This is a genomic window from Pantoea sp. EABMAA-21, assembly GCF_030053335.1.
Taxonomy (GTDB): Bacteria; Pseudomonadota; Gammaproteobacteria; order Enterobacterales; family Enterobacteriaceae; genus Pantoea; species Pantoea communis.
Genome location: NZ_JASGBX010000001.1, coordinates 472,938 through 488,346 on the forward strand (window position 1 = coordinate 472,938; position 15,409 = coordinate 488,346).

Sequence of the window (15,409 nt, forward strand, 5' to 3'; positions counted from 1 at the left end):
TACTGCTCCATCATGTGTTTAACGTTCTGGAATCATACGGATGAAGTCGCGCTGTTCTACGGCGTCTTCTTCCTCCTGCTGTTTTGCTGTGGCAGGTTGAGCATCCGCCAGGCGGCGCAACAATGCATTCTGTTTTTTCTGCTCTTCCAGCAGAGCTTCCAGCAAACGAATCTGTTCACTGGCGCGCATGCTGGCCCGGTTAACGAAGAACCAGGCTATCAAGGCCACAACAATAATGATGGCCAGTACACCATAACTGAACAGCGGACTGGTATTTGCGGCTAACTCGTTCATAACTGCCTCTATTGTCAAACATAAAACACTTACACCGCCGCTGATTCTACTCGTTGTGTGCGGAAAAGATAATGGTTGCCGGTGGAAAGCAGATTATCCCGCATCTTGATGGCTTTCAGTTATCTCTGATCGATTTCATGAGCAGGACGCGTCATGCTGCTACTATAGAAATCGCAGCGACTTCAGGATAGCTGCGTTGTGTATCACAAGGAGATAAAATGAAACTATTCATTCGGGCGATAATCGTGGTGGCAGTGGTATGGTTAGGGATGCTGTTTACCGGCTATGGCGTACTGACCGGAAGCAACAAAAACGCCGCTGGACTGGGCTTACAGTGTAGCTATCTCACTGCACGCGGCATGATCACCGCGCAATATCTGCATACCGACAGCGGTATTGTGGGTGTCACCGATTGTCCACTGCTGAAGAAAAGTGGCGAAGTGGTAGATAATTAGTGACTCAAACGGGCTGGCGACAGCCCGTTCTGCTATTCAGAATGGGTAGTCGTGGTAACCCAACTGGTCGGAAATATTGCGCGCGGCACGATGCAGCATCGCCACATACTCGTTTTTTGCTTCTTCAGAGAATCGGATTGTCGGGAACGAGATGCTCAATCCCGCGATCACCACGCCGAAGCGGTCGAAAACCGGCACAGCGATACAGCGTAAGCCCTCTTCCTGCTCTTCATTATCTTCACCGAAACCCTGCACTTTTACCTGATCTAATACTTCAAGCAGCGCTTCAGCACTGACGATGGTGTTGGCGGTACTGCGACGAAACTCGACTTCGCTCAGGATTGCCTGAACTTCAGTGCGATCGCGCCATGCCAGTAACACTTTACCGATGGCGGTGGTATGCAGCGGGTTACGACGCCCGATGCGCGAGTACATGCGCAGGTTATACAGCGAATCAATTTTATGGATATAGACAATGCTGTCTTCTTCCAGCGCACCCAGGTGGATGGTTTCTTTGGTCAAACGCGACAGTTCTCGCATTTCGACATCGGCACTACGAATCAGGTCGACGTTTTGTAGTGCCCTGGCACCCAATTCAAACAGCTTTAGCGTCAGCGAATATTTTTCACTTTCCCCTTCCTGCGCGACGTAACCCAATGATTTCATGGTTTGCAGAAAGCGGTAAACCGTGCTTTTTGACATCATCACGCGTTGCGACAGCTCGGTGATACCATGATCACGATCTTCGCCTAACGCCTGCAAAATGCCGAACACTTTCATTACCGAAGAGACGGAGTCTGGCTGTTTATCGTTATCGCTGCTCGCCATTGCGCGTATCCTTTTTTGACGGTGTTTCAAAAAAAACGGAACAGAAGCGCCAGTATATGCGTTTCAGCCCAACGGCGGCAACGACTGGCAATCTGCGACACATTCCTTCGTAATTTTTTGTCAATGAATGCGGTGCTTTCCGTCACAAAATTGATTAGCATGATGATATTCACTTCCTTCATTTATTTCATTTATGTCCCCTACAGTCTCTCAGGATGGATTACCTGTTCCGCAGCGGTACGGCGCGATTATCACTATTGCGTTAGGCATCATGATGGCAGTGCTGGATGGCGCCATTGCTAACGTTGCGTTACCCACCATTGCACGCGAACTGAATGCCAGTCCGGCGGAATCAATCTGGATTGTTAACGCCTACCAAATCGCCATTGTTATCTCGTTACTGTCGCTCTCCTTTCTGGGCGATATGCTGGGTTATCGCCGTGTTTATCAGGTAGGGCTGGCGTTGTTTATCGCCACTTCACTGTTCTGCGCCCTCTCCTCTTCACTCAATATGCTTACCGTGGCGCGTATCCTGCAGGGTTTTGGCGGCGCGGCACTGATGAGTGTTAACACAGCGCTGATTCGTATTATCTATCCGCAGCGTTTTCTCGGCCGCGGTATGGCGATTAACTCACTGATCGTCGCAGTGTCGAGCGCTGCGGGCCCAACGGTGGCAGCCGCGATTCTCTCCATCGCCAACTGGAAATGGTTATTCCTGATCAACGTGCCGCTGGGCATTGTGGCACTGTGGCTGGCGCTGCGTTTTCTGCCAGATAACACGCAGAAAGCTAAACAGCAGAAATTCGATGTTCCCAGTGCCATCATGAACGCCCTGTTCTTTGGCCTGCTCATATCGGCCCTCAGCGGGTTCTCACAGGGGCAGGATCACTGGCTCATTCTGGCGGAAGTCGTCGCACTGTTGTTGGTGGGCGTGGTGTTTGTTCGTCGCCAGTTGGCAATGCCAGTGCCGCTACTGCCGGTGGATTTGCTGCGCATCCCCATTTTTTCGTTGTCGATGTGCACTTCGATTTGCTCGTTCTGTGCGCAGATGCTGGCTATGGTTTCGCTGCCATTCTTCCTGCAAAACGTGCTGGGACGGGATGAAGTGGCAACCGGGTTGCTGCTCACACCCTGGCCGCTGGCCACCATGGTGCTGGCCCCCATTGCTGGCCGGTTGATTGAGAAGGTCCATGCGGGATTATTGGGTGGCCTGGGGCTGGCAATGTTTGCGGCGGGTCTGTTCTTACTGGCACTGCTGCCTTCACAACCCACCGATATTGATATTATCTGGCGAATGATGCTTTGCGGTGCGGGCTTTGCCCTGTTCCAGTCTCCAAATAATCACACGATTATCTCCTCTGCCCCGCGCCATCGCAGCGGTGGCGCCAGCGGTATGTTAGGGACGGCGCGTTTGGTCGGTCAGAGCAGCGGTGCAGCATTGGTTGCATTGATGTTCAATCTGTTTAACGACAGCGGAACACATGCATCACTGGTTCTGGCGGGTAGTTTCGCCACGGTGGCAGCCGTCGTCAGTATGTCTCGGATGACGCAATCGAGTCAGACGGTGAAGTCATAAAACAACAAAGGTGCCCAATTGGGCACCTTTGTTTATTGCAACAGCCAAACCATTATTTCAGATAGTCACCGTTACGCAGCGCTTCAATACGCTTATCGAGCGGCGGATGCGACATAAACAATTCGCTCAACGATTTGCTTTTGCCGTTAATGCAGAATGCCATCATGCTGCTTGGCTCCTGCGGCTCGTAGCTGGTTTTCAAACGCTGCAGAGCGGCAATCATCTTCTCGCGGCCCACCAGTTTGGCTGAACCTGCATCCGCGTGGAATTCACGGTGACGTGAGAACCACATGGTGATGATGCTGGCGAGAATGCCGAACACCAGTTCCAGCACGGTCGCGACCGCAAAATAGACCAGCGGGTTACCGTTGCTGCTCTCTTCACCGTCACGGTTACCCGACAGGAAGCCCGATGCTACCTGCGCGATAATACGCGAAATGAAGATCACGAAGGTGTTCACCACACCCTGAATCAGCGTCATGGTGATCATGTCACCGTTAGCGATGTGGGCGATTTCGTGCGCCAGCACCGCTTCCGCTTCATCACGGCTCATGTTCTGCAGCAAGCCGGTCGAGACCGCAACCAGTGAGGCGTCACGACGCGCACCGGTAGCAAAGGCGTTAATATCTGGCGCGTGATAGATCGCCACTTGCGGCATCGCAATGCCGGACTGTTGAGCCTGGCGACTGACGGTATCCATCAGCCAGCGTTCTGTCTCGTTACGGGGTTGTTGAATCACTTCACCGCCGACGGAGCGCAACGCCATCCATTTAGACATCAGCAGTGAAACAAACGCACCGCCAAAGCCAAACAGACCTGCCATAATCATCAGACCCTGAACACTGCTTGACTGAATTCCTGTCAGACTCAGAATCAGTCCGAATACCAACATCACCGCCAGGTTGGTGACCAGGAAAAGCGCAATACGCATCATAAACGTTAATCTTCCTCAGTTGTGCTCGCGCTCATGCGCGGATATACATCCTATGTCCATTGCGCAGGTTTTCAAGCAACCTTAATCTTTAAGTGTCTAAAAAGACATAACTTTACATTTGGTAATGATGTGCGCAATTCTGCCCATTAGCCACAATGAACAATACCTTTGGTGCAAAAAAAAACACCGCCGGAGCGGTGCTTTTATTCAGCGAAAATTTATTTCGCGCCTTCGGCAGCAGGCTGGGTTTTCTCCAGCTGTGCCATGTCGTTGGCAATTTTCACGGTTTCGTCCAGATACGGGTCTGGCTCTTTGTAGTCTTTCGGCAAATCTTCAATGCTCTTCAGCGGGGCTTTGCCTTCCGCCTGGTAGCGCGCGTTAATGCGTTCCAGACGCAGTGCATCATCTTCGTGGTTCTCTTTCTCACGTTGAGCAAGATTGAGCGACACAATATTGCGTTTATCTTTCATCGCGTCAAAGCGCGCAATATCTTTCATGATGTACTGGAACTCGCGATCTTTAGCGATACGATCGGCGTGCTCTTTGGTCAGCTGCGGTACCAGCGCGGTGATATCACCGGTTTTGGTGTAAGTCGCGGCATTCACGCTATCCCATGGCAGCGCGTTGTCCTCGAACTTCTCACCGGTTTCCGCCGCTTCTACGCCAGTTGGCATCAGCAGGTCCGGCGTGACGCCTTTACGCTGAGTACTGCCACCGTTAATGCGATAGAACTTCTGGATGGTGTATTGCACTGAGCCCAGCGCCGGCCATTCCGGACGCAGCATCTGATCGTAGATGCGGTTCAGTGAACGGTACTGCTGTACGGTGCCCTTACCAAAGGTTGGTTCACCGACGATCAGTGCGCGACCGTAATCCTGCATCGCAGCGGCGAAGATCTCAGAAGCCGAGGCACTGAAACGATCGACCAGCACCACCAGCGGACCTTTGTAATAAACGATACCGTCGTTATCGCTGTCCTGGCGCACGCGACCGTTGTTGTCACGGACCTGCACCACTGGGCCACTTGGGATAAACAGACCCGACAGTGATACGGCTTCGGTGAGCGCACCGCCGCCGTTGGTACGCAAATCAATCACGATGCTGTCGACGTTCTGCTTCTGCAGTTTTTGCAGCTGCACTTTCACATCGTCAGTCAGGCCAACGTAGAAGCCTGGAATATCCAGTACGCCGACTTTCTCTTTACCGACGTTATGTACGGTGCCTTTCACCGCGCGATCTTCAAGACGAATCTTTTCACGCGTCAGTGTCACGGTGCGGGTTTTGGTGCCCTTGCCAGCAGGCAGGATTTCCAGGCGCACTTTGCTGCCTTTCGGTCCTTTGATTTTGGACACCACATCATCCAGACGCCAGCCAATCACATCTTCCATTGGCTTGCCTGGCTGAGCAACACCGACAATACGGTCGCCCACGCTGATGGATTTGCTTTTCGCGGCCGGTCCGCCAGCCACCATAGAGTTGATGACCGTGTAATCATCGTCCATCTGCAGCACGGCACCGATACCTTCCAGCGACAGGCTCATCTCGGTGTTGAACTGTTCGGTGTTACGCGGTGAAAGATAGTTGGTGTGCGGGTCGATTTCATGCGCAAAGGCGGTCATCGCCAGCTGGAACACATCTTCACTGTTGCTCTGCGCCAGGCGACGAATGGCAAAGTTGTAACGCTTAGTCAGCGTTTCACGAATCTCTTTGTCATCTTTACCGGCCAGTTTCAGGCTCAGCTCATCATATTTAACTTTGGCATCCCACAGCGCGTTCAGCTCATCGCTGTTTTTCGGCCAGGGTGATTTTGCACGGTCAATGTCGATGGTGTCATTGCCGGTGAAATTCATCGGGCGATTCAGCACGCTCAGCGCATATTGATAGCGCTCGAAGCGGCGTTTCTGCGCCAGATTGTAGAGATCGTAGAACACATCCAGCTTACCGCTGCGCAGTTCATCACCCAACGTGGTTTTCTTATCGGCGTATTGCGCGATGTCTGAAGCCAACAACACGTTATGGTTGTAGTCGAGCAGATTCAGGTAGCGATCAAAAATTTTCGCAGAGAAATCCTGATTCAGATCGAACTGACGATAGTGAGAACGGGTGAAACGCGAAGTGACGCGTTCACTGACGGTAGGATGCTGCGGGTCTTCATGTAACTGTGGAATCTGGTCGGCGCGGGTAATGTTATCTGCGCCAAAGGTGGGGCCTGCTAACAGCAGGCCCGCGATCATACCGATCTTTAAAATGTTGTTCATGCCGAGGTCAGCCTCCGTTTCAGAACTGCAAGTGTTCTGCGCGCACAATCATTGCCATGCCGGAAGCGAGCTGCACCCGAACGCCATCCTTGGTGATTTCAAGAATGGTGGCGTCCATTGCACTTTTGCCTGCTTTAACTTTGATGTTCTGGCCGGGTTGCAAAGTTGAGGTATCAGTGACAGGTTTAGCTCGCGGTGGGCGCGGTGCAGCAGGACGTTCTGCTGATGCGGCACGCGGTGCCTGTGGACGAGGCTTGCGAGGTGCTTCGCCTTCAGCCGCTTTGCGAGGAGCAGGTTTACGAGGACGACGTTCAGCGGTCTCTTCACCGGCTTCGCGTTTCTTCGCTTTTTGCTGATCGCGCTGCGCCTGAACGCGCGCTTTAGCTTCTTCCAGCTGCTTGCGCGCATGTTCAACGTGTTGTTCGTCCAGCACGCCACAGGCGTTGCCATCAAGATCAACACGGATTGCACCCGCTTTAATGCCGTACAGGTAACGCCAGCTTGAGGTATAAAGGCGCAAGGCTGAACGCAGTTGCGTCTTGCTCAGGCTGTTTTCACCCTGAACGCGCTCAACCAGATCCTGGAAGATACCGATTTTAAGCGGACGCGCTTCACCTTCGGCGCTAAAACATTGCGGAAAACGTTCCGCCAAAAAGGCGATCACTTCTTTACTGCTATTCAACTTAGGTTGATTTTCCATGAAATTTCCTGATTACTACGGGTTTGCCGACCAGAGCAGGCATGAACAGGCGACATTATAATGACAACATCGCCAAATGCTATGTGATCCAGTCGATTAGCTGCGTGACAGTTGAATAAATTTTTCGATGTCACTGCCCGCCAGCACTTCACAAAGCCCGTCGGTAAGGGCCACCAGCCCCGCTTCATCCTCACTATCAAAGCGAGAATAAACCGTACTATCAATGTCTAGCACACCGACAACGGTGCCATTCACTTTCAGAGGAATCACGATTTCAGCGTTGCTGGCCGCATCACACGCGATATGACCAGGGAACGCATGCACATCCTCAACGAGCTGTACTTTATCCTCTGCAATCGCTGTGCCACAAACCCCTTTGCCCACCGGAATGCGTACGCAGGCAATTTTGCCCTGGAACGGGCCCAGCACCAGCGTATTTGGCTCGGTGAGCAAGTAGAATCCTGCCCAGTTCACGCCTTCCAGGCGTTCAAACAACAGCGCACTGCAATTACCCAGTGCTGCCAGGAAAGAGGTTTCGCCCGCTAACAGTGCACGGACATCGCGATTTAAATCCTCGTAAAAGGCTTTTTTGTTCATTGTTTAACCATAACTCGTCACTGTCGTGAGCTTGTTGTCACTCAGTTGTTAAAATAAGCACTAATAATCCAGCCCCATCAGGTGAATCATTGTGTTAGTTACTATACCCTTAGCAGTCGGTGGTTAAGACTATTCTTGTACCACTCCCTATTGCAGTCAGAATGCTCTGAACAGCATGCCGGTAAACGTAACGAACGATGGGCCACTTGCGTCACCTATGAAAATTCACGCTATCAGCCAGACGTTGCCCCACGCACGTTATCAGCGTTGTCCGCAATGCGATACCCTTTTTTCCTTACCGGATGTGAAATCGCATCAGTCGGCGCATTGCCCGCGCTGTCATGCAAAAATTCAAAGTGGCCGCGATTGGTCAATGACGCGACTCACCGTAATGGCCGTGACCATGATCGTGTTGATGCCCTTCGCCTTCAGCCTCCCGTTGGTGGATATTCGCTTGCTCGGCATGCGCATCAACGCCAGCCTGGTGGAAGGCGTGATCCAGATGGCGCAGCAGGGCAACGTGCTGACGGCCTCGATGGTGGCGTTTTGTACCATTGGTGCACCGGTAACCTTAGTCGCGGGCATCTGCTATTTATGGATTGGCAACGCCCTCGGGATGAACCTGCGTCCGGTGTTGCTGATGCTGGAGAAGCTCAAAGAGTGGGTGATGCTGGATATCTATCTGGTCGGTGTGGCGGTCGCCTCTATAAAGGTGCAGGATTACGCCGCGCTGGAAGTCGGCTATGGCCTGGTGGCCTATATCGCGCTGACGGTGCTGAGCCTGCTGACGCTGATTCATCTCAACGTGGAAGAGCTGTGGGAGCACTATTATCCGCAGGCTGTGCCCACCACACCTCCGGAACAGTGGCAGGTGTGTCTGAACTGTCATCAAACCGGCATGCCGGACGATCGCGGACGTTGTACACGTTGTCACACCCCGCTCGATTTCCGTCGTCGCCACAGTTTGCAGAAATCCTGGGCCGCACTGATCGCTTCGATTGTGCTACTGATTCCCGCTAATCTGCTGCCGATTTCAGTAGTTTACGTTAATGGCGCACGCCGTGAAGATACGATCTTCTCCGGCATTCTGGGTCTGGCTTCCGGAAACATCCCGGTGGCGGCGGTGGTATTTATCGCCAGTATCCTGGTGCCGTTTACCAAAGTGTTAGTGATGCTGACTTTGCTGGTCAGCATCCATTTTAAGTGTGAACAGGGCTTAAAAACCCGCATTCGACTGCTGCGTGCCATCACCTGGGTGGGACGCTGGTCGATGCTGGATCTGTTCGTGATTGCGGTCACCATGTCATTGGTGAATCGCGATCAACTGCTGGCTTTTACCATGGGACCTGCCGCCTTCTACTTTGGCGCGGCAGTCATCCTGACCATTATGGCTGTAGAGTGGCTTGATAGCCGCCTGATCTGGGATGCACATGCAACAGGAAACGCCGACTACACCGACTAGCGCGAACCTGCGTAACAAACGCAAGTTTTCGCCGTTCTGGCTATTGCCCATTATTGCCCTGCTGATTGCTGGCTGGCTGTTATGGACCAATTACCAGGAGCGCGGTACCACAATTACCATCAACTTCCAGACTGCGGACGGCATTGTGCCAGGCCGCACGCCTATTCGTTATCAGGGCGTGGAAGTGGGAACGGTGCAAGGTATTGTGCTGAGCGATGATTATCACAGCATCCAGATCAAGGCCAGTATCAAGAGCGATATGCGCGATGCGCTGAAGGACAATACGCAGTTCTGGCTGGTCACGCCGAAAGCCTCGCTGGCAGGTGTTTCTGGACTGGATGCGCTGGTGGGCGGTAACTATATCGGCATGATGCCGGGCGGCGGCAATCCGCGTGAGCACTTCACCGCGCTGGATACCCAACCGAAATATCGCGTTAACACCGGCGAATTGCTGATCCATCTGCACTCTCCCGATTTGGGTTCGCTGAACACCGGGTCGCTGGTCTACTACCGCAAAATCCCGGTGGGACGCGTGTATGACTACAGTATCAACGGTAATACTGATGGCGTCACGGTCGACGTACTAATTGAGCGTCGTTTCGTCAATCTGGTGAAAAAGCAGAGCCGCTTCTGGAACGTGTCCGGCGTAGACGCTGACGTCAGTCTGAGCGGTGCCAAAGTGAAGCTGGAGAGCCTGGCCGCGCTGGTGAATGGGGCGATTGCCTTCGATTCTCCGGAAGAAGGTCAGCAGGCTAACAGCGACGAAAACTATCAGCTCTACCCCGATCTGGCGCGCAGCCAGCGTGGCGTGCAGATCAGTCTGGATTTACCGAGCGGCGATAACCTCAAAGCGAATAGCACGCCACTGATGTACCAGGGTCTGGAAGTCGGTACCTTGACCAAACTTAATCTGTTGCCGGGCGGCAAAGTCACCGGCGAACTCACCGTGGATCCTTCGGTGACGAGCCTGATGCGCAGCGGTACACGCATTGAAATGCGGGCGCCCAAACTGAGCCTGACCGACACCAATCTCAGCAGCTTGCTGACCGGTAACACCTTCGAACTGGTACCGGGCGAAGGTCCCGCGCAGGATCACTTTACCGTGCTGCCTGCGAGCGAAACCCTGCTGCAAAAACCGGATGTTCTGACGGTAAAACTCAGCGCGCCGGAAACCTACGGTATTGATGGCGGTCAGCCGGTGATGCTGTACGGCATGAAGATTGGGCAGGTCATTTCGCGTCAACTGGATGAGAATGGCATTAGCTTTGCGGTGGCCATCAATCCGGAATATCGCCATCTGGTGCACGCGGACAGCAAATTCATTGTGAATAGTCGTCTCGACGTGAAGTTTGGTCTCGATGGAATGCAGGTGCTGGGTGCCAGTGCGCGTGAATGGGTAGACGGCGGCATACGTCTGGTGCCGGGTGCGAAAGGCAATCCTTCCGCCCGTTATCCTTTATTTGCCGATGCTGAGCGTGCGCAGGAAGGGATTATCGGTGACCAGCCGCCAACCACACTGAAACTGACCGCCAACAGCTTGCCAGATGTGCAGGCCGGTTCAGTGGTGCTGTATCGTAAATTCCAGGTGGGTGAAGTGGTGGACGTGGTGCCGCGCGCCGATGCCTTTGAGATTTCCATCCACATTGAGCCGCAATACCGCAAATTGCTGACCAGCGAGAGCGTATTTTGGGCCGAAGGTGGTGCGAAAGTGCAACTTAACGGCAGCGGTTTAACGGTGCAGGCTTCGCCGCTCAACCGTGCGCTGAAAGGGGCGATCAGTTTCGATAACCTCACTGGCGCGCAAGCGGCGAAAGGCGTGAAACGCGTACTCTATGCCTCTGAAACGGCTGCGCGTGCAGTCGGCAGCCAGATCACCTTGCATACCTTTGATGCCAGCAAGCTGGCTGCGGGCATGCCGATTCGTTACCTCGGCATTAATGTCGGCCAGGTCGAATCACTGGCATTGAGTAAAGACAATAATCAGGTGGTGGCGAAAGCGGTGCTTTATCCCGAGTATGTGCAGGACTTTGCGCGTATCGGCAGTCGTTTCTCGGTGGTCTCACCGGAAATTTCGCCAGCGGGTGTTAATCATCTGGAGACCTTGCTGCAGCCTTACCTCAATGTCGATCCCGGCAAAGGGGCTCAGGCACGTACCTTTGAGTTGCAGGAGAGTACCATCACCGATTCGCGTTACCTCAACGGACTCAATATTTATGTTGATGCTACCGAAGCCGGTTCGCTGTCGTTGGGTACCCCGGTGCTGTTCCGTGGGGTAGAAGTGGGGACGGTAACCGGTACCTCGCTGGGCAACATGGCGGATCGCGTACAGATCGCGCTGCGCATCAGCAAGAAGTATCAGCATCTGGTGCGTAATAACTCCGTGTTCTGGCTGGCGTCTGGCTATAACCTCGACTTCGGTCTGATTGGTGGGGTCGTGAAAACCGGTACCTTCCAGCAGTTCATTCGTGGCGGCATTCAATTTGCTACACCGCCGACGGTGCCGCTGGCGCCACAGGCGGGCGCAGATAAACACTTCCTGTTGCAGGATGAAGCGCCGAAAGAGTGGCGCAGTTGGGGAACGGCGATTCCGGATCCCAATTAAGCAATCGGGCAGCCTGCGGGCTGCCCGTTTTATTTGCACGTGTTACACTTCGCGCTAAATTTGATACCCCGGTAAATGTCCGTGTCCGATCGCTTTCCTGAAGATTTCCTTGCGCTGATGCGCACCAGCCTGGCTGACGAAAATGAACTGCAGCGTTTCCTGGCGATTAGCCAGCAGCCGCTGCGCCGCAGCCTGCGCGTCAATACGTTGAAAATCAGTGTGGAGGCGTTTTTAGCACGCACCGCGCATTATGGCTGGCGCTTAACGCCGGTTCCCTGGTGCGCTGAAGGATTCTGGATCGAGCGGGAAGATGAGACATTGCCGCTGGGCAGTGTGGCCGAGCACCTGAGCGGTTTGTTCTACATTCAGGAAGCCAGCTCAATGCTGCCGGTCACCGCGTTGTTTGATGCCGCGCCAGAAGCACGCAAGGTGATGGATGTGGCCGCTGCACCCGGTTCCAAAACCACGCAAATGGCCGCGTTGATGCGCAACGAAGGCGCGATCCTCGCCAATGAATATTCAGCCAGCCGTGTAAAAGTGTTGCATGCCAATATCAGCCGCTGTGGCGTCAGCAATGTGGCGCTGACGCACTTTGATGGTCGTGTGTTTGGTGCCGCCCTACCTGAGCAGTTTGATGCCATCCTGCTGGATGCGCCCTGCTCCGGCGAAGGTGTGGTGCGTAAAGATGCCGACGCCCTGCGTAACTGGACACTGTCCAGCACTGAAGAGATTGCCGCAACTCAGCGTGACCTGCTCGACAGTGCGTTTCATGCCTTACAGCCAGGCGGCACGTTAATTTATTCCACCTGTACACTGAACCAGATTGAAAATCAGCAGGTCATCGCCTGGCTGCAGCAGCGCTATCCCGATGCAGTAGAAATCGTGCCGTTGCGCGACCTGTTTGACGGTGCCGAGCGTGCATTGACGCCGGAAGGCTTCCTGCATGTCTTCCCACAGATTTTCGACAGTGAAGGCTTCTTTGTCGCACGCCTGCGCAAAACGGCCAGCATCCCGGCGCTGCCCGCGCCCACCTATAAAGTGGGTAAACTGCCCTTCTCGCCTGCCAGCCGCAAGCTGGTTGCTGAAGTGCAACAGGCGGCTGCTAAGGTGGGGATTGAGTGGGATGAGCAGCATTCGTTGTGGCAGCGTGATAAAGAACTGTGGCTGTTCCCGGCTGCGCTGGAAAACTGGCTCGGCAGAGTGCGGTTCTCCCGCATCGGTCTGAAGCTGGCAGAGACCTTCCCGAAAGGCTATCGCTGGCAACATGAAGCGGTGGTTGCCCTGACTAAACCGGGCAGCGCACTGGATTTCGAATTGACGGAAACGGAAGCAGAAAGCTGGTATCGCGGCCAGGATATTCATCCTGATACCGCACCAACTCGCGATGAAGTGATTGTCACCTATCAGCAGCAGCCATTGGGTTTAGCCAAGAAAGTCAGTAACCGCATCAAAAACAGCTATCCACGCGACCTGGTGCGCGACGGGCGTTTGTTCCGTTAACTCTATTGAAGCTGAACCAGCGTTAAGCGATTACCGAACACTGCGCCGGTGTCGATGTAATGCTGGTTCGCCACATTGAGCGGCTGTTCCAGTGGCGTGTGGCCGAAATAGAAATCGCTCGCACCGTCAATACTGGCGGAAGCGCCACGATGATGGCGGCCGAGACGATCGCGGCTCCACACCACCTGATGCCAGTCCACGTCCTGACCCAACTCATAATGGCTGGCTGGATAGTCGGCATGGGCGATCACCACCACGCGGTCGGCTAACTCCAGGTGCAAAATCAGCGGCAGATCGGCACAGCGTTTCAGCGCATGGCGCGCCGCAATTAAATCCGCCCCTTTTAATTGCCAGAACCAGTCACCGCCGTTCATCATCCACAGCATAGGGTCTTGCCCTTCCAGCGCCGACAACGCCATCTGTTCATGATTACCGCGCACACAGCGAAACCATGGCTCCTGCAACAGCTGTAAGCAGCCGGGGCTGTCGGGACCGCGATCGATCAAATCCCCTACCGACAGCAGCAGGTCTCGCTCTTTGTCGAAGTCATGCAGAATGAGCTGCGAGTCCAGTTGAGCGCGGCAACCGTGCAAATCGCCCACCACCCAAATGTTACGCCACGTTTTGGCACTCACCGTTTGGTAAAACATGTAATCTTTCCCGGTTGACTGGAAGTTTAGTGAACCCGGCATAAAGTATAGTCCGGTGAGATGAAGCCAGGGGAGGGAGCAGCGTGAGCAGCCGTAAACAATTTATCGGTGTACTAGTGTTTATATTTCTCGGCAGCCTGTTGTTGCTGGAATCGCTGGCGCGTTTGGTGCATCTGCTGTTTGTGGGCTAATCGCTGTTTCCTGTCGCGCTAAACACCTAAACTCCTTTCGATTCATATAAAGGAGCCAATATGAGCCAGAACATTTACGATAACCCTACCTTCTTTGCCGGTTATGCTACTTTACCCCGCTCGGTGGAAGGATTGGATGGCGCACCTGAGTGGCCCGCATTGCGAGCGATGCTGCCCGATCTGAAGGACTTGCGCGTCGTTGATTTAGGCTGTGGATACGGCTGGTTTTGCCGTTACGCGCAGCAGCATGGTGCCCGTGAAGTCCTGGGGATTGATGTCTCAGAAAAGATGCTGGCGCAAGCGACCGCCATGACTTCTTCACCGAACATTCGCTATCAACGTGCGGATTTAGACACTCTGCAGCTCGATAAAACCTATGATCTTGCCTACAGCTCACTGGCATTACATTACCTGAGTCACATCGAGCCGTTATTCACCACCCTGTTCGATGCATTAAAACCTGGCGGTATGCTGATCTTCTCCTGCGAACACCCTATTTATACCGCTCCGCTTCAGCAGCAGTGGATTGTCGATGATCAACAGCAGCGCAGTTGGCCGATCAACCATTACCAACAGGAAGGTGAGCGCATCAGCAATTGGTTTGCCGATGGCGTGAAGAAGCAGCATCGTAAATTAGCCAGCTGGATTAATGCGTTGATTGGTGCCGGATTCGAGATTGTGCATCTTGATGAATGGGGGCCTGCCGATGAGCAGGTAAAGCAGAATCCGGGCTTAGAAGAAGAACGCGACCGTCCGATGATGTTTTTATTGTCTGCCAGAAAACCTCAATAAATTTCAAAAGCGGCTGCGTCCTGCAGCCCTGATGAAAGTCCCGTCCGGCGCTTATCTCCGGCGCTCATTAAAGGCGTTAGCTCTGTGCGGGACGGCGATCACTTTATCAATCCAGACAATTCCGAACAAGTTAAATGATATTAACTATCATTCTCATCATTGCTTTTTTACGCTTCGCTTACATTAGTGATGTTTATTTTAGCTTTCTTCCTTCCTGCCGATAACGTCCTATCCTCTTTCCTTCTTTATGAGAATATGAAAACGCTTTCTGTTATCACACTTATGCTGTTGCTTGTCAGCATGCCCACTCACGCCAAAAAGCATGTTGAACTGATCGAGCAAGGCAATTACATCAACAGCGAAGGACAATCGATTCATCGTCCCGCACATACGCAAAATAATGATGTTCCCGATGGCGCAACCGCTCGGTGTCGCGATGGGTCATACAGTTTCAGCACCCATCACCGCGGGACCTGTTCTCGCCATGGTGGCGTTGCGGAATGGCTGGCATCTTAAGCCACACGCAATAAGCAGCATGTGCCAGGCTTAAAGGACACTATTTTCTTAAGG

Annotated in this window: 14 protein-coding genes; 7 read left to right on the top strand and 7 right to left on the bottom strand. The window is 53.5% G+C overall.

Going from position 1 to position 15,409, the window contains the following annotated elements:
* Positions 1-18: 18 nt before the first annotated feature.
* The gene (locus QMZ65_RS02195) at positions 19-294 is read right to left on the bottom strand and encodes a YebO family protein (RefSeq protein ID WP_034828707.1); all 276 of its coding nucleotides are present in this window, start codon (positions 292-294) and stop codon (positions 19-21) included.
* Between the two features lie 218 nt (positions 295-512).
* Here QMZ65_RS02195 and QMZ65_RS02200 point away from each other — a divergent pair, with 218 nt between their 5' ends.
* On the top strand, positions 513-749 hold the full coding sequence (locus tag QMZ65_RS02200; protein WP_034828706.1) for a YobH family protein: 237 nt from the start codon (positions 513-515) through the stop codon (positions 747-749).
* A gap of 36 nt (positions 750-785) precedes the next feature.
* Here the strand turns inward: QMZ65_RS02200 and kdgR are convergent, their stop codons facing one another.
* Positions 786-1,577 carry a DNA-binding transcriptional regulator KdgR gene (gene kdgR, locus QMZ65_RS02205; protein ID WP_034828705.1) on the bottom strand — a complete coding sequence of 264 codons (792 nt, stop codon included), beginning with the start codon at positions 1,575-1,577 and terminating at the stop codon, positions 786-788.
* A gap of 193 nt (positions 1,578-1,770) precedes the next feature.
* Between kdgR and QMZ65_RS02210 the strand changes: the two genes are divergently transcribed.
* Positions 1,771-3,153 carry an MFS transporter gene (locus tag QMZ65_RS02210; RefSeq protein ID WP_283215295.1) on the top strand — a complete coding sequence of 461 codons (1,383 nt, stop codon included), beginning with the start codon at positions 1,771-1,773 and terminating at the stop codon, positions 3,151-3,153.
* A gap of 52 nt (positions 3,154-3,205) precedes the next feature.
* Here QMZ65_RS02210 and htpX read toward each other — a convergent pair whose 3' ends face one another.
* From htpX to msrC, 4 genes are all read right to left on the bottom strand, one after another.
* Positions 3,206-4,087 carry a protease HtpX gene (gene htpX / locus QMZ65_RS02215; RefSeq protein WP_038646563.1) on the bottom strand — a complete coding sequence of 294 codons (882 nt, stop codon included), beginning with the start codon at positions 4,085-4,087 and terminating at the stop codon, positions 3,206-3,208.
* A 218-nt stretch (positions 4,088-4,305) separates the two neighbouring features.
* Entirely contained in the window at positions 4,306-6,345 is a 2,040-nt protein-coding gene (gene prc / locus QMZ65_RS02220; protein WP_034828701.1) for a carboxy terminal-processing peptidase, read from the bottom strand.
* Between the two features lie 19 nt (positions 6,346-6,364).
* Positions 6,365-7,045 carry an RNA chaperone ProQ gene (gene proQ, locus QMZ65_RS02225; RefSeq protein ID WP_034828699.1) on the bottom strand — a complete coding sequence of 227 codons (681 nt, stop codon included), beginning with the start codon at positions 7,043-7,045 and terminating at the stop codon, positions 6,365-6,367.
* A gap of 96 nt (positions 7,046-7,141) precedes the next feature.
* Entirely contained in the window at positions 7,142-7,642 is a 501-nt protein-coding gene (gene msrC / locus QMZ65_RS02230; protein ID WP_038646557.1) for a free L-methionine (R)-S-oxide reductase MsrC, read from the bottom strand.
* A 217-nt stretch (positions 7,643-7,859) separates the two neighbouring features.
* Here msrC and yebS point away from each other — a divergent pair, with 217 nt between their 5' ends.
* From yebS to rsmF, 3 genes are all read left to right on the top strand, one after another.
* Positions 7,860-9,104: a membrane integrity lipid transport subunit YebS gene (gene yebS, locus QMZ65_RS02235; protein WP_097116874.1), complete on the top strand. Its 1,245-nt coding sequence runs from the start codon at positions 7,860-7,862 to the stop codon at positions 9,102-9,104.
* On the top strand, positions 9,073-11,706 hold the full coding sequence (locus tag QMZ65_RS02240) for a PqiB family protein (protein ID WP_283215296.1): 2,634 nt from the start codon (positions 9,073-9,075) through the stop codon (positions 11,704-11,706). Before yebS ends, QMZ65_RS02240 begins: the two co-directional genes overlap by 32 nt.
* Before the next feature lie 75 nt (positions 11,707-11,781).
* Complete coding sequence (gene rsmF, locus QMZ65_RS02245; protein ID WP_283215297.1) at positions 11,782-13,206, top strand: 16S rRNA (cytosine(1407)-C(5))-methyltransferase RsmF; 1,425 nt, start codon at positions 11,782-11,784, stop codon at positions 13,204-13,206.
* A 2-nt stretch (positions 13,207-13,208) separates the two neighbouring features.
* Here the strand turns inward: rsmF and QMZ65_RS02250 are convergent, their stop codons facing one another.
* Positions 13,209-13,856 carry a metallophosphoesterase gene (locus QMZ65_RS02250; protein ID WP_034828689.1) on the bottom strand — a complete coding sequence of 216 codons (648 nt, stop codon included), beginning with the start codon at positions 13,854-13,856 and terminating at the stop codon, positions 13,209-13,211.
* Positions 13,857-14,107: 251 nt separating this feature from the next.
* Between QMZ65_RS02250 and QMZ65_RS02255 the strand changes: the two genes are divergently transcribed.
* Both QMZ65_RS02255 and QMZ65_RS02260 read left to right on the top strand, forming a co-directional pair.
* Positions 14,108-14,839, top strand: coding sequence for a class I SAM-dependent methyltransferase (locus tag QMZ65_RS02255; protein WP_283215298.1), 732 nt, complete (start codon positions 14,108-14,110; stop codon positions 14,837-14,839).
* 189 nt (positions 14,840-15,028) lie between these two features.
* The gene (locus tag QMZ65_RS02260; protein ID WP_283215299.1) at positions 15,029-15,355 is read left to right on the top strand and encodes a DUF3761 domain-containing protein; all 327 of its coding nucleotides are present in this window, start codon (positions 15,029-15,031) and stop codon (positions 15,353-15,355) included.
* The last annotated feature ends 54 nt before the right edge of the window (positions 15,356-15,409 follow it).